This is a genomic window from Williamsia sp. Y853, assembly GCF_056786495.1.
Window position 1 is genome coordinate 2,128,701 of record NZ_JBXCJC010000001.1, and the last position, 20,587, is coordinate 2,149,287.

General features: G+C 64.5%; 18 protein-coding genes. 12 read left to right on the forward strand and 6 right to left on the reverse strand.

Going from position 1 to position 20,587, the window contains the following annotated elements; all coding sequences use genetic code 11:
• Positions 1-81: 81 nt before the first annotated feature.
• Positions 82-336, reverse strand: coding sequence for a WhiB family transcriptional regulator (locus AC1TPF_RS09705; protein WP_023955875.1), 255 nt, complete (start codon positions 334-336; stop codon positions 82-84).
• Between the two features lie 269 nt (positions 337-605).
• Complete coding sequence (locus AC1TPF_RS09710) at positions 606-1,568, reverse strand: diacylglycerol/lipid kinase family protein (protein WP_482137237.1); 963 nt, start codon at positions 1,566-1,568, stop codon at positions 606-608.
• 116 nt (positions 1,569-1,684) lie between these two features.
• Between AC1TPF_RS09710 and AC1TPF_RS09715 the strand changes: the two genes are divergently transcribed.
• Positions 1,685-2,164 (forward strand): hypothetical protein, encoded by a 480-nt coding sequence (locus AC1TPF_RS09715; RefSeq protein WP_482135337.1) that lies wholly within the window; start codon positions 1,685-1,687, stop codon positions 2,162-2,164.
• 118 nt (positions 2,165-2,282) lie between these two features.
• Here AC1TPF_RS09715 and AC1TPF_RS09720 read toward each other — a convergent pair whose 3' ends face one another.
• Positions 2,283-2,927 carry an acid phosphatase gene (locus tag AC1TPF_RS09720; protein ID WP_482137236.1) on the reverse strand — a complete coding sequence of 215 codons (645 nt, stop codon included), beginning with the start codon at positions 2,925-2,927 and terminating at the stop codon, positions 2,283-2,285.
• A gap of 98 nt (positions 2,928-3,025) precedes the next feature.
• Here AC1TPF_RS09720 and AC1TPF_RS09725 point away from each other — a divergent pair, with 98 nt between their 5' ends.
• Positions 3,026-3,817 (forward strand): ParA family protein, encoded by a 792-nt coding sequence (locus tag AC1TPF_RS09725; RefSeq protein ID WP_482135336.1) that lies wholly within the window; start codon positions 3,026-3,028, stop codon positions 3,815-3,817.
• 40 nt (positions 3,818-3,857) lie between these two features.
• Here the strand turns inward: AC1TPF_RS09725 and AC1TPF_RS09730 are convergent, their stop codons facing one another.
• A complete protein-coding gene (locus AC1TPF_RS09730; protein WP_482143637.1) occupies positions 3,858-5,084 on the reverse strand; it encodes an Rv3212 family protein in 1,227 nt (408 codons plus the stop codon).
• Between the two features lie 6 nt (positions 5,085-5,090).
• A complete protein-coding gene (locus AC1TPF_RS09735; protein ID WP_482144070.1) occupies positions 5,091-6,821 on the reverse strand; it encodes a DEAD/DEAH box helicase in 1,731 nt (576 codons plus the stop codon).
• Positions 6,822-7,043: 222 nt separating this feature from the next.
• Here AC1TPF_RS09735 and AC1TPF_RS09740 point away from each other — a divergent pair, with 222 nt between their 5' ends.
• On the forward strand, positions 7,044-7,739 hold the full coding sequence (locus AC1TPF_RS09740; protein ID WP_482143639.1) for a ferritin-like fold-containing protein: 696 nt from the start codon (positions 7,044-7,046) through the stop codon (positions 7,737-7,739).
• 147 nt (positions 7,740-7,886) lie between these two features.
• The gene (locus AC1TPF_RS09745; RefSeq protein ID WP_482135333.1) at positions 7,887-8,120 is read left to right on the forward strand and encodes a DUF3107 domain-containing protein; all 234 of its coding nucleotides are present in this window, start codon (positions 7,887-7,889) and stop codon (positions 8,118-8,120) included.
• Positions 8,121-8,131: 11 nt separating this feature from the next.
• Here AC1TPF_RS09745 and fasR read toward each other — a convergent pair whose 3' ends face one another.
• Positions 8,132-8,812: an HTH-type transcriptional activator FasR gene (gene fasR / locus AC1TPF_RS09750; protein WP_482135332.1), complete on the reverse strand. Its 681-nt coding sequence runs from the start codon at positions 8,810-8,812 to the stop codon at positions 8,132-8,134.
• Between the two features lie 297 nt (positions 8,813-9,109).
• On the opposite strand from fasR, the gene AC1TPF_RS09755 reads away from it, so the two are divergent.
• The 8 genes from AC1TPF_RS09755 to nirD all read left to right on the forward strand — a co-directional run bounded on the left by AC1TPF_RS09755 (position 9,110) and on the right by nirD (position 20,584).
• Positions 9,110-10,111 (forward strand): DUF3152 domain-containing protein, encoded by a 1,002-nt coding sequence (locus tag AC1TPF_RS09755; protein ID WP_482137234.1) that lies wholly within the window; start codon positions 9,110-9,112, stop codon positions 10,109-10,111.
• Between the two features lie 125 nt (positions 10,112-10,236).
• Positions 10,237-11,412: an adenylyltransferase/sulfurtransferase MoeZ gene (gene moeZ, locus AC1TPF_RS09760; RefSeq protein WP_482143641.1), complete on the forward strand. Its 1,176-nt coding sequence runs from the start codon at positions 10,237-10,239 to the stop codon at positions 11,410-11,412.
• Positions 11,413-11,522: 110 nt separating this feature from the next.
• A complete protein-coding gene (locus tag AC1TPF_RS09765; protein WP_482137233.1) occupies positions 11,523-12,377 on the forward strand; it encodes a TIGR02569 family protein in 855 nt (284 codons plus the stop codon).
• Positions 12,378-12,576: 199 nt separating this feature from the next.
• Entirely contained in the window at positions 12,577-14,055 is a 1,479-nt protein-coding gene (locus AC1TPF_RS09770; protein ID WP_482143642.1) for a nitrate/nitrite transporter, read from the forward strand.
• Complete coding sequence (locus AC1TPF_RS09775; protein WP_482135329.1) at positions 14,052-16,190, forward strand: molybdopterin oxidoreductase family protein; 2,139 nt, start codon at positions 14,052-14,054, stop codon at positions 16,188-16,190. Before AC1TPF_RS09770 ends, AC1TPF_RS09775 begins: the two co-directional genes overlap by 4 nt.
• Positions 16,187-17,653, forward strand: coding sequence for an FAD-dependent oxidoreductase (locus tag AC1TPF_RS09780; protein WP_482143644.1), 1,467 nt, complete (start codon positions 16,187-16,189; stop codon positions 17,651-17,653). The genes AC1TPF_RS09775 and AC1TPF_RS09780 overlap by 4 nt, the downstream gene beginning before the upstream one ends.
• Positions 17,650-20,235: a nitrite reductase large subunit NirB gene (nirB, locus tag AC1TPF_RS09785; RefSeq protein ID WP_482143646.1), complete on the forward strand. Its 2,586-nt coding sequence runs from the start codon at positions 17,650-17,652 to the stop codon at positions 20,233-20,235. Before AC1TPF_RS09780 ends, nirB begins: the two co-directional genes overlap by 4 nt.
• Positions 20,219-20,584, forward strand: coding sequence for a nitrite reductase small subunit NirD (nirD, locus tag AC1TPF_RS09790; RefSeq protein ID WP_482135326.1), 366 nt, complete (start codon positions 20,219-20,221; stop codon positions 20,582-20,584). Before nirB ends, nirD begins: the two co-directional genes overlap by 17 nt.
• The last annotated feature ends 3 nt before the right edge of the window (positions 20,585-20,587 follow it).

Sequence of the window (20,587 nt, forward strand, 5' to 3'; positions counted from 1 at the left end):
ACAAACCCGGTGGCTTGATGCCACCGGGTTGGTTTGTCGTCGAGGTGGTCGCTTGGCCGCGACCACCCAGATTTCTGGGGTCTAGACCGAGCTGCGAGTGCGGCTGCGGGCATTACGCCGCTTCAGTGCGCGTCGCTCGTCTTCGCTCATTCCGCCCCAGACGCCTGCATCCTGTCCCGACTCCAGAGCCCACGTGAGGCAATCTGCTGTAACCGGGCAGCGGTTGCAGACGAGCTTCGCATCAGCAATTTGCGCGATGGCCGGTCCACTGTTTCCCACCGGGAAAAACAGCTCCGGATCCTCGTCGCGACAAATTGCGTTGTGACGCCAGTCCATCCCACTGCTCCTTCAGGCGCTTCTATGCGCCGCTCGTAACCGTCTGTTCATTTGTGCGTAGGTTTTGTTTCCGCACTGTTGCTTGTGAATACTTTCACGAATCCAGATGATGTCAATGATGTTCCCTTAACACGTGGGCAACATCACTGTGTAGGGGGTGCCTCTATATGCCCTTACACCGTTGTACTACTGTGCGGCGAACTTATCCTGAGAATCACATACGAATGTAGATGTGACCTGGATCTCTCTTACTTCGTAGGATCGTAACTTCACGATTTGGGAGATATAACCTCTAGCACCGCTGGACGGCAGCCAAACCTCAGCGCCGTCCGGGTGCCAAGGTATTCGCCATCCATCTGCATGTCGATGGGTTCGGAGCTGTGAATCTCGACATATTCGACATCGTCGGCGCGCAATAGGTGCTTGGCGTGCGGTCTTGCCTTCGCCGACAGCAATTGACGGACCAAGGGCAGATTGCGGATCGGGGCCATCGACGTCGAGGCGAATACGCCGAGTCGGCCATCGAAACTGGTGTCCGGATTGGTTTCGATCGGCCGGGTACCGAGATATGTCCAGGGGCTGGAGTTCGAGATGAAGGCGAAATGGGCGCCCTCGAGGGGCGTGGCGTCGGGGATGGTGACGGTCAACGTGGGCTTGCTCCGCGCTGCACCGATGAACGTCCGCACCGCGGTCCACAGGTAACGGGTGGAGGTCGCACGCCGTCCAGCGCTGCGCTGCTCCTCGATGGACTTCACCACCCGGGCATCGACACCGAGTCCGGCGTTGAACAGGAACCACCTATTGTCGGTGTGCCCCAAGCTGACTCGACGGCGCTGCCCGGTCGAGAGGAGCTCGACGAGCTGTCCGGTGGCCTTGAGCGGATCGGCGTCGATACCCAGTGCGCGCGCGAATACGTTGGCGCTGCCGCCGGGGACCACGGCCAGTGCCGGGGAGGGATTGCCACTCTCGGGCGCGGACGGGGGATCGAGCAGCCCGTTGACCACTTCGTTGACGCTGCCGTCACCGCCGTGAACCACCACCACGTCGTATCGCTCGGCGCGGGCCAGCGCGGCGAGTTCCCCGGCGTGACCGCGGTGAGTGGTGTGTTCGACCCGGACATCGACTGTTTGGCCGTCTCCACCCGGGCGGCGCAGCGATGCGGAGAGGGTATGTAGCAGCGCGTCCCGGCCGGCCTCGGTGGTCGAGGTGGCAAAGGGATTGACGATCAGCATCGCGCGCACGAGAACTGAGCCTAGTGCCAGAAGGGTCGATCTGGCCCTTCGAGCCGGTCACGGTGCCGGGAAGGACCTGGCAGCGCCTCGCGCGGAACGACCATTAGGCTGGCCAGGTGTCTGAATCCACTCCACCGATCAATGTTCGTCGAGCCGGCGCGATAGTCGCACTCGAAGGCGCGCTTGGCGTCGCGGCCGCGATCTACATGGTTGTCCGGGAGTTGATGGGTCATGAAGACGGCGACTACATCAGCGGCTACGGCACCGCGGCCTGGTTCGCGATCCTCGGCGGTGGTGTCATGGCCGGCGGCATCGCGCTGCTGACCGGTCGCCGCTGGGGCCGGGCGATCGCGGTGATGACCCAGGTGCTGCTCGTGCCTGTGGCATATGCCTTGATAACGGACAGTGAGCTTCCGATCATCGGTACGCCGGTGCTGGTCATTCTTGTGATCGCACTGTACTTCCTGTTCAGCCCGAGTTCGATGAAGTGGTTTGCGCAGGCCTATGCGATCAACCCGGGTGACGAAGACGAAGCGGACGTCGAACCCAGGCCCGTTGCGAAGACCTTCGAGCGGCGCAAGAAAAAGCGTCGCTGAAGCACCGTGGCCGCCGAAGATCTGGCCACGACACCGATTGGGATGTCGTCGCCGAGGATCTCCTGGCTTCGGCCGCAGCGCCGATCTCGTAACCCAGGACGCGGAGTCGGCGCCGGTATCAGTGCCCCGTGCGTACATGTGCCGGTCGGCCGGCGTCGACGTAGTCGGCGCTGCGATATCCGGTGACGCCCAGAGATTGGATCTGCCGGGTCTCGCCGTCGAAACCGAGGACGGCGATCGAGGCGGGCAACATCGCAAAGTGGGCGCCGAAATGTACGGGTGCGCCGATCCAGCGGGCCAGCAACGCCCTCGACAGGTGCCCGTGCCCGATGAGGACAACCGATCGGGTGAGTAGATCGTCGAGTAGATCGGCGATCACCGCATCCATCCGGTCGCTCATCTGCTCGGGTGATTCACCGCCGTGCCCGCCGCGGGACCACACCGTCCAGCCCGGCTCGGTCTCCCGGATCTGCGGTGTGGTCAGGCCCTCGTAGATGCCGTAGTCCCATTCGGAGAACTTCTCGTCGGTGTGCGAGATGCGCAATCCGGCCAGTTCGGCGGTGTGGATGGCCCGTATTCGCGGCGACGACAGCACCAGGGGGTCGGTCAGCAGTAGGTCGTCGAGCGGTTTGCGCAGGCTCGCCGCCTGCTTCTCACCGAAAGGCGTCAGCGGGATGTCGCTGGTTCCGGTGTGTTTTCCCACCTTCGACCACTCGGTTTCGCCGTGACGGATGAGAATCAATCGGTGGATTGCCGAGTTCATGGTGCTCACCCCAGACATTCTGCACTGCCTGCGCATAGGGTCAAGGAAAGCAAACTGCGGTAGAGCGTTCGGCATGCTCGACTTGGAGGGAGTCAGCAATGAGCAAAGTTCTTGCGGTGGCCAATCAAAAGGGGGGCGTCGCGAAGACGACGACGGTCGTCTCGCTGGGCGCGGCGTTGGCAGCCAAGGGGTTGTCGGTTCTGGTTGTGGATCTCGATCCGCAAGGCTGCCTTACCTTTTCGATGGGTCACGACCCGGACAAGCTGACGATCTCGATACACGATGTACTGCTGGGGGAGGGGACCCTCGCCGAAGTCCTGCTCGACACCGATGACAATGTGACACTGCTTCCGGCCACCATCGACCTCGCGGGCGCCGAAGCGTTGCTGCTCATGCGCCCGGGCCGCGAGTACGCGCTCAAACGCGCTCTCAAGACTGTTGAAGAAGACTACGACGTCATCATCATCGACTGCCCGCCCTCGCTCGGGGTTCTCACGCTCAACGGGCTGACCGCCGCTGACGAGGTGATCGTGCCGTTGCAGTGCGAGACGCTGGCCCACCGGGGGGTGGGGCAGCTGCTGCGCACGGTCACGGAGGTGCAGCAGATCACCAACCCCGACCTGAAGTTGCTCGGCGCCCTGCCCACCCTCTACGACGCCCGAACCACCCACAGTCGCGACGTCATCGCCGATGTCGCGGACCGCTACGATCTGCCCGTTCTGGCACCGCCGATACCACGCACGGTCCGTTTCGCGGAGGCGTCGGCTTCGGGTGTCAGTCTGCTTGCCGGCCGAAAGAGCAAGGGCGCGCAGGCATATCGAGATCTGGCCGACAATCTCTGGAACCACTGGACCGAAGACGCAGAGCTGAAGACCTTCGAAGCGATCTGACGCAGGCGTCGCCACACCGGTGCCGGGATGGCGTCTGGGGTCAGCCCGTCGGTGCCAGCACGGACACGGTGGAGTCCCATTGCTGCACAACGTGATCGCCGCTGTCGGCAAGTGTGATGATCCCGCCGGTGTATCCGTTGCGCTGCACCGGTATCGAACCGATCGGCTGGCCGTCGGTGAGGCTGTGTTCGCTGATGCCGGTGGCGCTCGGCAGCAGCAGCGACCCGGCCATGACAACGCCGGGACCCAGTGTTTCGGGTACCTGGAACCGGGCGGCGAGGGTGTCGGGATCGATCACCACCGTCGCCTTGCCCGTCCAGAATGTGATCACGTCACCGCTGGTGATGGGCTTGCTCTCGATGCCGACCGCTTCGCCGAGGACGGTGGTGCGGTTCTTGATCGTCCCGTCGATTCCATAGGTTTCGAGCATGGGGTTCGGTGACGACAGATAGATGGCCACGCCGGTCTGATTGACGGCAACAATTCTCGGCGGGGTGCCCAGTTCGCCCGTGATGATCGTCGACGCGAACTCTTCGAGCTTCTCTTCGCTGTCGAGCGTCGCGCCGAGAATGGTCAGGCGATAACCGGGTTCGATGCCGCAGCGTTCGATGACCGCCAGGCGTGAAGCGCCGATCCCGCTGGAGACGAACTCGCAACCCGATCGGGGTTGCGTTTCGGGGTTCACCGGGGCGTCGACACGGCCGTACTCAATCGTGCGGACAAGGTCGGTGCGCCAAACCTCTAGGCGCGTATCACCTTGGGCGACAACATAATCACGGTCGATACTGACGTCGAGGGAATTGTCCGCGTCGCTGCTCCGCGACGAGGCGCGTTTGCCGGTGGCGGCATCGAGTGCTGTCACCTCACTGCAACCGCGGTCATTGCGATAGATCGCGAGGGCGTAGTCGCGGCCCCCGGCGTCCCACCCGGTGACCGTGCACAGCGGCAGGTCGCGGGTGTACGACCAGAGCGCGGCACCGGTGGAAGGGTCGTGACCGACCACGGCTCCGTCGTCTCCGGTCACCACCACCCCGCCGATCGCGACCGGTGTGGGGGTGGCCGAGCTCGTGGCGCGCCAGGCCTCGGTGAACCCGCTCGGAACCGCAGTGGCCTCCGCGACCGGAGGTGCGGCCACCACTGCCGGATCCGACTCGGTGTTCTTTGCCGAACTGGTTGCCCAGATGGCCACAGCCGAAGCCGCGACCACCAGAACCAGCACAACAACCACCACGATGTCGAGCGGTGTCCGCCGCTGCGGCCTGAGCACCGTCAGCTACTCCGAAGCGTTACCCGCGGTGTCGCCGGCGTCGGTGTTGCTGCCGGCGCTCGACCGGCGACGACGTCGACGACGGGGACGATCGCTGGTCTCTGCACCACCGGCAGGCGTGGCCGCCGGGGTGTCGGTCGCAGCGGTGTCGGTCGCCGGGGTGGCCTCTGCGGCAACAGCCACGGCCGGGTCGACACCCGCACCGTCGCCATCTCCGGCACGGGTGCGCCGACGCTGGCGAGACGGGCGCTTGGTCGCGTCCCGACGTCCTGCGACCACACGCTTCTCGTCGTCAGATGAGCGTCCACCCGAACGCGGCGCGCGTTCTTCACGGGCGGGTTTGGCGGAACCGACACGTCCGGTCGCCGACTCCGGGATGCCCAGCTGTTCGCGCAGATGCGGTGAGCTGGAATAGGTTTCGGCCGGCTCGTCCATGCCGAGATCGAGCGCCTTGCTGATCATCTCCCAGCGATGGAGCTCGTCCCAGTCGACCAGCGTGATCGCGATGCCGGTGCGTCCGGCGCGGCCGGTACGCCCGATCCGGTGCACGTAGGTCTTCTCGTCATCGGGGCACTGGTAGTTGATCACGTGGGTGACGTCATCGATGTCGATGCCGCGGGCGGCGACGTCGGTGGCGACCAGCACGTCGACACGACCCTCACGGAAGGCGGTCAGAGCCTTCTCGCGGGCTACCTGGCCGAGGTCACCGTGGACGGCGCCGACGGCGAATCCGCGCTCGGCGAGATCGTCGGCGACTTTCTGTGCGGTCCGCTTGGTCCGCGTGAAAATCATTGTGGCGCCGCGACCTTCGGCCTGCAGGATGCGGGCGACGAGTTCGGCTTTGTCCATCGCGTGGGCCCGGTAGACGTACTGGGCGGTGCGATCATGGATGGCCGAGTCGTTCGCGTGCTCGGCCCGGATGTGGGTCGGCTTCGTGAGGAACGTGCGGGCCAGGGTGACGATCGGTCCGGGCATGGTTGCCGAGAACAGCATGGTCTGGCGGGCATCGGGCAGCGAACTCATGAGGCGTTCGATGTCCGGCAGGAAGCCGAGGTCGAGCATCTCGTCGGCTTCGTCGAGGACGAGTATCTGCACCTTGCCCAGGATCAGATGGCCCTGGCGGGCGAGGTCGAGCAGGCGGCCGGGGGTGCCGACAACGACGTCGATGCCGATCTTCAGCTCGCTGATCTGATGCTCGAACGGGCGCCCGCCGAAGATCGAGAGTAGGCGGATCGGCCGGTTCTGACCGTCGACGGTGTCGACGTGCAGACCTTTGGCCGCGATTTCGAGGTCATCGGTGACCTGGATGCAGAGTTCGCGGGTCGGCACGATGATCAGTGCCCGGGGGGTGCCGTCGAGCTTCCAGATCCCGGGTTCGCCGGCCTCGGCCTTGGCCTGCGAGACGCGCTGCAGCAGCGGCACGCCGAAGCCGAGGGTCTTGCCCATGCCGGTTCGGGCCTGGCCGATCAGGTCGTCGCCGGCCATTGCCAGCGGCAAGGTCAGTTCCTGGATCGCGAACGTGTTTACTTTTCCGTCGGCGGCAAGTGCGTCGACGATCTCCTTGCGGACGCCGAGTTCGGCGAACGTGGGGGAGACGTGGTCCTCCGCGACGATGACGTGCTCTTCTTCAGCGACGTCGAGTACGGGGTTCTGGGTGTCATTTTCGATGTTCAGTTGATTGCCTTTCGCAATGTGCTCCCGCGCGCACTGCAAGGGTTCAACCAAACAGGTCAGCATTCCGGCCTCGAACAACCGAGGACTCTGGCAACCGGTATCTGGCTAAATCGGGCCCGATCGACATCGGGCCGCCGTCGGTGCGCGCACAAATTCGGTGCAAGTCAGCGTTGAGCATGACTCACCTCTGGCAGTGTACGTGTCGTTTGACGGTCTCGAAGAATCGACGCTCTCGGGGAATGCTCCGGCAAAACGCCGGTGGGCGGGCGCACTACACTCGAACGCATGTCTTCTGGTTCACAAACCGAACCGCCGGCAGCCGCGGTCTCGACCTCGGTTTCGGCCGATCATCCCGGAATCACCGAGCTCTTTGGTGTGCTGGCGTGCGGCGAATTGGCCGCGTTCTATCGCCTCACGTCCGAGGCCCTGATGGCTCCGGGTGCCCGGGGCCGGGTGGCCATGGCGAGCATGGCCGCGGCGGAGATGTCGCACTTCGAAACGCTTCAGAACGAACTGCTGCGCCGCGGGGCCGATGTCTATCGGTTGATCGCCGCGTACGAGGAGGTGCTCGACCGCTACCACGCCTCGACGGTGCCGAGTACGTGGGAGGAATCGCTGGTCAAGGTGTATGTCGGTGACGGGCTGGCAGCCGACTTCTACCTCGAGATCGCCGGTACGTTGCCGTCGGATGCCGAGGCTGTCGTCCGTGCGGTGATGGCGGAGACCGGGCATTCGGACTTTGCCGTGGACGCGATCCGCGACGCCGTTGCCGCCGACCCGAATCTGAAATCGCCGCTGACGTTGTGGGGACGCCGGCTGCTCGGTGAAGCGATCACCCAGACCCAGTACGTCCTCGCCGGGCAGGAGGATCTGACAGAGCTGCTCTTCTCCGTCGAGACCGACCTCAACGGAATCGCCGGCTTCTTCGATTCGATCCAGGAGCGTCACGCGCGCCGGATGGCCGACATGGGCCTGGCATGAGAATCAGACCCGGTCGCGCCAGGACCCTTGGTTTCGACAGGACATGGCTCGCCTCGCGGTCGTCGGCCTGAATGCCGGTCCGGCCGGGTTGCGGGATAGATTCACAACCGTAGGAAATACACCGCCGAAGATCTATGGAGGATATCTGTGGCCGTTGATGTGAAGATCGGTATCACCGACAGCACGCGAGAGCTGGTTGTGCACATCGACCAGAGCAGCGACGAAGCCCATGCCGCGGTCGAGGCCGCATTGTCGGGAAGCGATCAGCTCCTGCGCCTGGAGGACGACAAGGGTGCGCGGTACCTGATCCCGGTCACCAAGATCGCTTATATCGAGGTCGGCACCTCCGAATCCCGCAAGGTCGGGTTCGGCGCCATCTAGTCGGGCCTGCTTTAGGCCTCGGGGTCCAGTTCGGAGTCGTTCGCGTGCTGCATCGGCACGCGGGCGAGTCCGCCCCACAACATGGTGACGGTGATGTCGATGGCTTCTTCTTTGGTCATCGGCCGCTTGGCATCGAGCCAGTGGCGGGCATTGACCTGACTCAGACCCACCAGTCCCGCCGCGAGCATCCGGGATCGGTGCGGATCGAGTCCCGAATCGTGCATCACCAGTCCGTATACGGCGTCGACACAAGCCTCGGTCGCACCTTCGACGCGACGGATAGCCGCCGGATCGAGAGCATCCGACTGGAAGATCAGCCGATATCCCTGGTTGTCCTCATCGATGAAGTCAAAAAACGCCTCCACTGCAGATCGGACACGGTGCCGGTTGTTCGTGGAGGTCAGCAGTGCTGCGGTGACCCGGTTGACCATTGACTCGGCGTGCAGATCCAGGACTGCGAGATAGAGGTCCAGTTTGCTCGGGAAGTGTTGGTAGAGAACGGGTTTGCTGACCCCGGCGTGTACTGCGATCTCGTCCATACCTGCCGAGTGGTAGCCGCGTTCGACAAAGATCTCGCTGGCGGCATCCATCAACTGCAGTCTGCGTGCGCTGCGTGGCATCCGGACGCTCCGGCGTCCAGCATTGGCGGAGCTCGCCTTCACTCCAGTGCCCGCTGCGACCGATTCATCCATGGATCGAGGGTATATCTGTCCTGGCGGGCCGCCACCGGTGGTTGCCTACAGCTGATTCGGGGATGCCTGTGAGAAGGTTGAACGGTGACTGATGCGGGAGGCTCGGGGACCAGAGGGACGCGACGTTCGCCGCGGGTGACCTCGGACCGCTCCGGCCAGGGTGACGAGACCGCGAGTCGTCGATCATCTGGCCGTCGAACAGCAGTCGCGGACGGAAACGAACATTCCGACCAGGCCCGACGCGCCGCCGAGAGGGCCCGCCGGCTTGCCCGCGCCGAGGCCGAGGCAGACGCGCGGCTGGCGAATCAGCGCACGGACATCCATCCTCCGGTGTCATCGGGACGTCCCGCCCCGGATCAGCCGCTCCGGGCCCGCTGGGATCCGACCGGTGATCCCGGCAGGCAACGCGCAGAACGTGACACAGATCGTAAGAAGCAGAGCGCGGTGGGACGTTTCGTCACCACATATGGCTGGCGTGCATACGCGATCCCGGTTCTGGTGGTGCTCACGATCGTGATGATCGTGCTCACCGTGCAGTCGGAGCAGGGCGATTCGCCGGTCACGACCACCGCCGATTCCGATCCCGACGCGGCCCGCAACACCGACGTCAAAAGCGTGACCACCGCGATCGGTGCACCACCGGCCGAGGTCCAGGCAGATCAGCTCCCCGCAGGCACGCTTCCGGAAGGCGGCCCCTTCACCGAAAGCGGCGACCGCACCTATCGAATCGTCCGTGGGACCACGCCGCTGATCGGTACCGGTGGCCAGGAGTACACGTACACCATCGAGGTGGAGAACGGACTCAACTCCAGCGACTACGGTGGCGACCCGACGTACGCCAAGTTGGTCGACGCCACCCTGGCCAATCCGAAGAGCTGGATCGGCGACGGGCAGTTCACGTTCCGGCGGATCGACGAGGGCACGCCGGACTTCCGGGTCACGCTGACCTCGCCGGTGACCACCCGGGAGCTGTGCGGCTACGAGATCAAACTCGAATCGTCCTGCTACTACCCGCCGGAGGGCCGGGTGACCCTCAACGAGGCCCGCTGGGTTCGCGGCGCGTTGTCGTATCAGGGCGACGATCTCGGTTACCGGCAGTACTTGATCAATCATGAGATCGGCCACTCGATCGGGTTCGTCGGTCACGAGCCGTGCAAGGTCAACGGCGGACTCGCCCCGGTGATGATGCAACAGACCTTCGGAACCGCCAACAGCGAGATCATGGCCTTGGACCCGGACATGAAGGCCGACCGGAGCTACGTCTGCCGGCCCAACCCCTGGCCTTTCCCCGAGCGGTGAGCGGAGATCCGCGGTGAATTGACCGCGTGGAATCTTCGCCCCCGTCCGCTCGTTATTAGATAGAGCAACAGGGCAGGTGGCCGCTGCGAGGCCATCGCGTGTTGCGTTGATCGTGAGGAGACCTCGTGTCACAGTTGCCGCCGTTGGTTGAGCCCGCCGCAGAGCTGACCCGCGAAGAGGTGTCCCGCTACAGCAGGCACCTGATCATTCCCGACATCGGTGTCGACGGACAGAAACGCCTGAAGAACGCGAAGGTGTTGGTCATCGGTGCCGGTGGGCTGGGATCGCCAGCATTGCTGTATCTGGCGGCCGCCGGAGTCGGCACCATCGGGATCGTCGAGTTCGATGAGGTCGACGAATCCAACCTGCAGCGTCAGGTCATCCACGGGCAGTCCGACGTGGGCAGGCCCAAGGCCGATTCGGCGAAGGACTCGATCCTCGAGATCAACCCCAACGTGACGGTGCACACCCACAAGTTCCGGCTCGACAACAGCAACGCCGTGGAGCTCTTCGAGCAATACGACCTGATCGTCGACGGCACCGACAACTTCGCCACCCGTTACCTCGTCAACGACGCCGCCGTTCTGGCGGGCAAGCCGTATGTCTGGGGTTCGATCTATCGCTTCGAAGGCCAGGCCTCGGTGTTCTGGGAGGATGCGCCGGACGGGCTCGGCCTCAACTATCGCGACCTGTACCCGGAGCCACCGCCGCCGGGGATGGTGCCGTCGTGCGCCGAAGGTGGTGTGCTGGGCATCCTCTGTGCCTCGATCGGTTCGATCATGGGTACCGAGGCAATCAAGCTGATCACCGGTATCGGCGAGACGCTGCTCGGCCGGCTGATGGTGTACGACGCACTCGACATGCGCTATCGAACCATCAACCTGCGCAAAGATCCCGAGGCGCCGAAGATCACCGAACTGATCGACTACGACGCGTTCTGCGGTGTGGTCTCGGACGACGGGGTGTCGGCGGCCAAGGGCTCGACCCTGACCGCAGTCGAACTCAAGCAGCGTCTGGATTCCGGCGAGAAGATCGCCCTGATCGATGTCCGTGAGCCGGTGGAGTGGGAGATCGTCAAGATCGAAGGTGCCACCCTGATCCCGAAGGGCGACATCGAGTCCGGCGTGGGCCTGTCCAAGCTGCCGCAGGATCGACCCGCGGTTCTGTACTGCAAAACCGGGATCCGGTCTGCCGAGGCGCTGGCCGCGGTCAAGAAGGCCGGTTTCGCCGACGCCACACATCTGCAGGGTGGGATCACCGCCTGGGCCAAGCAAGTTGACCCCGCGCTGCCGGTCTACTGACGTCTCGGCCCGTCCACTGAGGTGCCGCCGCGCTCGAGCGCGGCGACACCCGGACGTCCTGCGGTGATTCTCGCGGTCACGCCGGTAACGTTGGCCCCGTGATCTCTGACTTGACCTCCGTCGAGCCGCCCGAGCATGTCCTCAAGACCTTCGGGTTGACGCAGCAGCCCGTGGTGGCATTGGGCGACGGTTGGGAAGGTGGCTGGCGGATCGGTGAGACGGTCCTGTCGCTGGTGCCCGATCACGCCCGGGCCGCCTGGTCCGCGAAGGTCCGGGAGTCGCTCTACGTCGATGGTGTTCGGATAGCCCGGCCGGTCCGTTCGTCCGACGGTCGCTATGTCGTCTCGGGGTGGCGGGCCGATACCTATCTCGCCGGAACACCCGAACCCCGCTTCGATGAGGTCGTCTCGCTTGCCGACCGTCTCCATGAGGCCACCGCAGAGCTGGAGCGCCCCCGCTTCCTGATGCAGCCGCCGGCGCCGCCGTTCAGCGACGTCGACGTGTTCACCGCCTCTGATCGGGCTGCCTGGGATGACGTCCCGATGCGATCGGCACGGGCCGCCGGGATGGGGGACCCGACCTCACCCGACGGCGTGACCAGCCTCGCGATGCTCCAGACCCTGTCCACTCTGCGTAAGAATGTGGAATCGCCGTCGCAACTCGTGCACGGCGACCTGTTCGGCACAGTCCTGTTCGCAGGCGCCGCCGCACCGGGTATCACCGACATCACCCCGTACTGGCGACCGGCCGCATGGGCTTCGGCGGTCGTTGTGGTCGATGCCCTGGCCTGGGGTGGTGCCGACGACGGACTCGTCGAACGCTGGGCGGATACGCCCGAATGGCCGCAGATGATGTTGCGTGCGGTCATGTTCAGACTGGCTGTTCACGCGCTGCACCCACGGTCGACTTCTGGCGCACTGCCCGGTCTGAAGCGGGTCTCCGACATCGTCAGATTCCTCGTTTAGTACCGCTGATCAGGCGTTTTGGCGCAGTTGAATGCGCTTTTCGGTCCTGTTGGTGAACACTTCTCACGTTCTGGTGGGGTGAGTTGTGAGAACACTGTGACTGTTCGGTCACTGGTTGCAAAACTGCGGCAACACCAATTTTCTACGGTCTCTTCAAGTCATCCGGTAACTCACCCGGACATACGAGGAGGGGCTCGACGTGACTGCCAAGGCCACCAAGCGAAAGCACTACATCACCGACTGGGATCCAGAGGACGTGCAGGCGTGGGACAAAGGCAACGCCGCCATCGCCAAACGGAACCTTGTCTGGTCCATCATCTGTGAACACGTCGGCTTCTCGATCTGGTCGATGTTCTCCGCCCTCGCCCTGCTGATGGGCCCCGAATACGGCATCTCCCTCGACCAGAAGTTCGTCATCGGCGCCACCGCCACGTTTGTCGGTTCGTGCCTGCGCATTCCGTACACCCAGGCAACCGCCATCTTCGGCGGTCGTAACTGGGCGATCTTCTCGGCGTTCGTCCTGATGATCCCCACCGGCCTCACATTGATGTTGATGATGAACCCCGGTGAGTTCGGATTCGGCTGGTTCCTCTTCGTGGCCGCACTCACCGGTTTCGGTGGCGGTAACTTCGCGTCCTCCATGACCAACATCAACGCCTTCTACCCGCAACGACTCAAGGGCTGGGCCCTCGGACTCAACGCGGGCGGCGGCAACATCGGTGTGCCTGCCATCCAGCTCGTCGGCCTGTTGGTGATCTGGCTCGCCGCTGATCAACCCGAGATCGTCTGTGCGATCTACCTGGTGCTGCTGGCGCTGGCCGGTATCGGTGCCGCGATCTACATGGACAACCTCGACCACCAGACCTCCAGCGGCAAGGCGATGCTGGAAACCCTGAAATACCGTGACACCTGGATCATCTCGATCCTGTACGTCGGCACGTTCGGCTCGTTCATCGGCTTCGGATTCGCCTTCAGTCAGGTACTCAACATCTCGTTCACCTCCTCTGGTGCTGCCAAGCCGGCGCTCGCCGCAGCCCAAATCGCCTGGATCGGTCCGCTGTTGGGTTCGATCAGCAGGCCGTACGGTGGAAAGCTCGCCGACAAGATCGGTGGCGGCAAGATCACGATGTACTGCTTCGCCGCGATGGTTGGCGCGGCGTCGATCCTGGTCGCCGCGAGTGCGCTGTCGGACGCCAACGACAAGAAGATCACCGGTGGAACCCTGACGGCGTTCGTGATCGGATTCGTGCTGCTGTTCATCATCTCGGGTATCGCGAATGGTTCTGTCTACAAGATCATTCCGGCGATCTGGGAGCACAAATCCAAGATCAACACCGGACTCAACGAGGTGGGCAAGGCAAACTGGTCGCGGTCGATGTCGGGTGCGCTGATCGGTATCGCCGGTGCCTTCGGTGGTCTCGGTGGTGTGGCCATCAACCTGGTCTTGCGGGACAGTTACAAGTCCAACCAGTCCGCGACGCAGGCCTTTGTGATCTTCCTGGCGTTCTACATCATCGCAGGCATCATGACTTATTGGTTCTATGTACGGCGTTCGATCGAGATCCCGGGAGCTGTCGCCGTCGGATCGGTTGTCGACGAATCCGACTCTGTGGCCGCCTCTTCCGAGCCTGCACCGCAGGCCGGACCGGCGCCGGTTGCGCCGGTGGCGCAGCCGTGAGCACACAGACGATTCCGCTGCGCCGCAACGCCGACGGGTCGGTCGGAACCCGGACCCATTGCCCGTACTGCGGACTGCAGTGCGCGATGGCCATCACCGGTACCGACGCCTCCGACGCCGAGATCGCCCCGCGGCAGTTTCCGACCAACAAGGGCGGGCTGTGCCAAAAGGGCTGGACCGCTGCCGAAGTCCTGCGCAACCCGAACCGGCTCACCGAGCCACTCGTCCGGGTCGACGGGGAGCTGATGCCGACAACGTGGGACAACGCGCTGGACATCGTCGCCAAGGGTTTTGCCCGGACCCGGCGTGAGCACGGTGCCGATGCGGTTGGGATCTTCGGTGGCGGCAGTCTGACGAACGAAAAGGCATACCAACTCGGCAAGTTCGCGCGGGTGGCATTGCAGACCTCGAACATCGACTACAACGGCCGGTTCTGCATGAGTTCGGCGGCCGCTGCCGGGATCAAGTCGTTCGGACTCGATCGGGGACTGCCGTTCCCGTTGGCCGACATCGGTTCTGCGCAGTGCATCGTGATGCTCGGCGGCAACGTGGCCGAGACGATGCCCCCGATGGTCAGCCACCTCATGACGGCCGCCCGCGCAGGCGGCCTGGTTGTCGCCGACCCGCGTCGGACGGCGACGGTGGAACGGGCGGTGGCCGATGGTGGTGTGCACCTGCAGCTCTCACCCGGTACAGACCTCCCACTGGTCTTGGGCATGGTTCATATCGCGGTGACTGAGGGGTACGCCGATCTGGACTACATCGCAGACCGCACCAGCGGATTCGACGAGTTCTGGCGAATTGCCGGACAGTGGTGGCCCGAACGCGCCGAGCGGACCAGCGGCGTTCCGGTGAGCGCGATGCGGCGTACGGTCGCGCTGCTGGCCAGCTCCCGCGACCGCGGCACCGGCGCGTACGTGCTCACCGCCCGTGGTGCCGAACAGCATTCGACCGGCACCGACACCGTCAGTGCGGTGATCGGGTTGTCCCTGGTCCTCGGGCTGTGTGGGCGCCGTGGCAGTGGCTATGGCTGCATCACGGGTCAAGGAAACGGTCAGGGTGGTCGCGAGCACGGCCAGAAGGCCGACCAGCTTCCTGGCTATCGGAAGATCGCCGACCCGGCAGCGCGCGCGCACGTCGCCGCAGTGTGGGGGATCGATCCCGACGACCTGCCCGGCCCCGGCCGCAGTGCGTACGAGCTGCTCGAATCGCTGGGTGGGCCCGACGGTCCGAAGATGCTGATGGTTCACGGTGCCAACCTGGCGGTGTCGGCGCCGCGGGCAGGCCACGTCGTCGAACGGTTGCAGTCGCTGGACATGCTGGTGGTCAACGACTTCCTGATGTCGGAGACAGCGGCGATGGCCGATGTTGTTCTACCCGTGCTGCAGTGGGCAGAAGAAGAGGGAACGATGACCTCCCTCGAAGGACGGGTGCTGCGCAGGCGCCGGGCGATCCCGGTTCCCGACGGTCCGCGTAGCGAACTGGAAGTGCTGTCGGAGTTGGCAATCCGCCTCGGCCAGCCCGCCGAACGGTTCAAAACCGATGCACGCGAGGTCTTCGACGAGCTGCGCCGGGCCTCCGCCGGTGGTCCGGCCGACTACACGGGCGTCACCTACGAGCGGCTCGACAACGATGAGGCGATCCACTGGCCCTGCCCGGAACTCGGTCACCCCGGGACCCCGCGGATGTTCCTGGAGCGCTTCGCCACCGACGATGGGCGGGCCAAGTTCGTGGCCGTCGACCATCACGGCCCCACCGAGCCGGTGAGTTCGGACTACCCGCTGATCTGCACCACCGGGCGGGTTCTGGCCCACTACCAGTCGGGAGCCCAGACCCGCCATGTGAAGGCGCTGGCCGATGCCGCCGGTCCGATGTTCGTCGAGGTCAACTCGGACACCGCCGAGCGGCTGGGGATTGCGCACGGGGACCAGGTGCGGCTGACATCGCGCCGAGGTTCCGTGGTTGCCGCGGCCCGGTGCATCGACTCGCTGCGGCCCGACACCGTGTTCCTGCCGTTCCACTATGCCGGCGACGGACGCGCCAATCTGCTGACCAACCCCGCCCTCGATCCCACCAGTCGGATGCCCGAATTCAAGATCTGCGCCGTGCGGATGGAACCGACGGAGTCCACATGACCAAGCGTGTGTTGATCATCGGCAACGGCATGGCCGGTGCGCGCCTGCAGGAGGAACTGCACCGGCGCGACCCCGGTGGCGAGCATGTCACCAGTGTCGTCATCGGCGAGGAGCCGACCGCGGCGTACAACCGGATCCTGATGTCGAATGTGGTGGCCGGCCGGATCAGCTCCACCGACACCATGATTCGTGCCGCGAACTGGTACAGCGAACGGAATCTGCAGACCCACGTCGGTGTGCGCGTCGAACGGGTCGACCGTGCTGATCAGAGGGTGCATTGCAGCGACGGAACCGTCCACCACTACGACAAGCTCGTATTCGCCACCGGTAGCCGCGCATTCATCCCCCCGATCTCCGGTGCGCTCGACGACGAAGGCAAAACGCTGCCCGGAGTGGTCACCTTCCGCAACCTGCGAGACTGTGAAGCGATCGTCTCCGCGCTCGGTGAATCATTCTCCGGCAACAACATTCGGGTGGTGGTGGTCGGAGGCGGTCTACTCGGCCTCGAGGCCGCCCGCGGTGCACTCCTGCAGGGTGCCTCCGTGACGGTTGTGCACCCGCGCTCGCATCCGATGGAAAAGCAGCTCGACAGCGCGGGTGGGGCGGTTCTGACCCGGATCCTGCGTGAGATCGGGATGGACGTGGTGCTCGGTGGACGGGTCAGCGCCATCCGTGACGATCCGCAGACCGGCCGCGAAGTGGTCCTGACCGACGGCTCCACCCTGGGCGCCGACCTGGTCATCGTGACCGCCGGTATCGCCCCCAACGTCGACGTCGCCGCCGATGCCGGGCTGTCGGTGGATCGCGGGATCGTGGTCGATGACGAACTCCGCACCAACGACCGGTCGGTGTACGCGATCGGCGAATGCGCCCAGCACCGCGACATCGTCTACGGACTGGTGCAGCCGGGCTGGGAGATGGCAGAGACCGTGGCCCAGAACCTGATCGGCGACACCGCGGTCGGGTATGAGGGCACACAGCAGATCCTGCGCCTCAAGGCCCACGACATCGATTTGGCGTCCATGGGTGAGGTCGACACCGACCCGAACGACCTCGAAGCGGAGGTGTTGACACTGTCCGATCCCCATCGGGGTCGATACGCCAAGGTGGTCGTGCGCAAGGACCGTGTGGCCGGGGCAGTTCTCCTTGGCAACCCGGAGGTGGTCGGAACCATCTCGCAGCTGTTCGATTCGGGGGCCCCGGTGCCGAGCGACCGGATGCGGCTGCTGCTCGGTCACCTCACCGCAGGCGCCACCGAATCGGCGAGCCCGGCGCAGATGCCCGGCGACGCGATCATCTGCCGGTGCAACACCGTGTCGAAGAAGAACCTGACCGACGCCTGGCGAAAAGGTGCCCGGAGTAGGGGTGCGATGGCCGATGCCACCCGGGCGACAACAGGTTGTGGCAGTTGCGAATCCGTTGTCGAGGGCTTGTGTGAATGGCTCAAGACGGCAGACGCATGACAGAGACAGAAGACTTGAGAGGGAGGGCCCAGGTGTCCGCTAAAACCGTTGTGGTGGTTGGTCATGGGATGGTCGGCCATCGTTTTGTGCAAGAACTGCGTCAGCGCGACGTCACAGATCAGTGGCGGGTCGTGGTCGTGTGTGAAGAACCGACCGCGGCTTACGATCGGGTGGGATTGTCGTCCTATGTGAACAAGTGGGACCGGCAGGCGTTGGCCCTGGACGGGAACACCTACCCGGGTGACCCGCTGGTGTCCCTGCTCCTGGGCCGGTCGGTGAAACGGATTAATCGGGTCGCGCGGACCGCGGTCCTGGACGACGATTCGAGCGTTGTCTTCGATGCGTTGGTCCTGGCCACGGGTTCGTATCCGTTTGTGCCACCGGTGCCCGGTTCGGACTCGGAGAACTGTTTTGTCTACCGCACGCTGACCGACCTCGATCAGATCCGGGCCGCCGCCGAGGCCGCCCCGGCCGGTGCGACGGCCGTTGTGGTCGGTGGTGGACTGCTCGGCCTGGAGGCGGCGAACGCTCTCAAACTTCTTGGTCTCAAGCCGCACGTCGTTGAGTTCGCGCCGCGGCTGATGCCGTTGCAGGTCGATGCCGGTGGCGGTGCGTTGCTGGCGAACCTGGTCGAAGAACTCGGGGTCACCGTGCACACGGGTGTGGGGACTTCCGCCATCGAACAGGCCGAGAGTGGTTCCCTGACCATCACGCTCTCCGATGAGAGCACGATCGATGATGCTGCGCTGCTTGTCTTTTCCGCCGGAGTGCGGCCGCGCGATCAGCTCGCCAGGGACGCCGATCTCGCGGTCGGGGAGCGTGGCGGTGTCCTCGTCGACAGCAGTTGCCGCACCCACGATCCGGACATCTACGCGATCGGTGAGGTCGCCGCGGTGGACGGTCGCTGCTACGGGCTCGTGGCTCCGGGCTACAGCACGGCCGAGGTGGTCGCAGATCGGCTGCTCGGTGGCCGGTCGGAGTTCGCCGGTGCGGACCTGTCGACAAAGCTCAAGCTGCTCGGGGTCGACGTCGCCAGCTTCGGTGACGCGATGGGCGCCACACCGGGTTGCCTCGAGGTCGTCTTCAACGACCCGGTGGCCGGAACTTACTCCAAAGTTGTTGTCAGCGATGATGCGAAGACCCTGCTAGGTGGTGTGCTCGTCGGTGATGCAACCCAGTACGCCTTGCTCAAACCGATGGTCGGTGGTCCGGTTCCGGGCGATCCCGCGGCGCTGATCGCTCCGGCCGCCGGCGAAGGTGTGGGGCTGTCCGCCTTGCCGGACAGCGCCGAGATCTGCTCGTGCAACGGTGTCGACAAGGGAACCATCTGCGGTGCGATCGCCCATGGGGCGCAAGACGTCGAAGCGGTCAAGGCCTGCACCAAGGCGGGCACGACCTGTGGTGGCTGTGTCCCGTCGATCACCCGATTGCTGGCCGAATCGGGCGTCGCGATCTCGAAGTCGCTGTGCGCACATTTCTCGCATTCCCGTGCCGAACTCTTCGAGATCGTGCAGGCGACCGGCATCCGCACATTCAGCGAACTCGTCGCCAAGCACGGAACCGGTCTGGGTTGTGAGATCTGCAAGCCTACGGTCGCATCGATCCTGGCATCGACCTCGAGTGATCACATCCTCTCGGATCAGCAAGTGGCACTGCAGGATACCAACGACCGGTTCCTGGCGAACATGCAGAAGAACGGCACCTACTCGGTGGTCCCGCGGATGCCCGGCGGCGAGGTGACCGCCGATCAGCTGATCGTGATCGGCCAGGTCGCCAAGGACTTCGATCTCTACACCAAGGTCACCGGCGGGCAGCGGATCGATTTGTTCGGCGCCCGGGTCGAGCAGCTGCCACTCATCTGGAAGCGGCTGGTCGATGCCGGCATGGAATCCGGGCACGCGTACGGGAAGAGCCTGCGGACGGTGAAGAGTTGTGTCGGAACCAGCTGGTGCCGATACGGTGTGCAGGATTCGGTGGGGATGGCCGTCGACCTCGAAAATCGTTATCGGGGACTGCGATCGCCGCACAAACTGAAGTTCGGTGTCTCCGGCTGTGCCCGGGAGTGCGCCGAAGCCCGCGGTAAAGACGTCGGCATCATCGCCACCGAGCACGGCTGGAACCTCTATGTCGGCGGCAACGGCGGGCAGAGTCCGGTGCATGCGCAGTTGCTGGCCTCGGGCATCGACGACGAGACGCTCGTCAAGTACATCGATCGATACCTGATGTTCTACATCCGTACCGCCGACCGGCTGCAACGAACCGCGCCGTGGCTCGCGTCGCTCGAAGGTGGTCTCGAGCATCTGAAAGATGTTGTGTGTGAGGACAGTCTCGGCATCGCCGCCGAGCTGGAGGCGGCGATGAGCGCCCATGTCGCCGGATACAAGGACGAGTGGGCAGGTGTGCTCGAGGACGAGGACAAACTCGCCCGCTTCGTGTCCTTTGTGAATGCGCCCGAACAACCCGATCCCACCATTGATTTCTCGGAGAGTGGCGGACGCAAGGTGCCGGTACTCTTGGGGACACCGCAGCCCGGTGCAGCGCGCCGGGGAACGGAGGAAACGCACGATGAGTCTCGTCGATGACACCCGCGTTGAAGCACTCAACGCGACCTGGACCGCAGCCTGCCCCTTTGACCGGCTGGTCCCGGGTTTCGGGGTCGCGGTCCTCCTTTCGGGAGGTGCGCAAGTGGCACTGTTCCGGATGATCGACGGCACGCTCTACGCCGTGGGCAACATCGACCCGTTCGGCAATGCGGCAGTCATGTCGCGCGGACTGGTCGGTGACCGCGACGGTGAACCAACCGTCGCATCACCCCTGCTCAAGCAGGTGTTTTCCCTGGTGGACGGACGCTGCCTCAGTGATGAGAATGTATGGTTGCCCGTCTACGAAGTACGGCAACGAGCCGGCCTGGTACAGGTTCGGCCGCGATAGCGT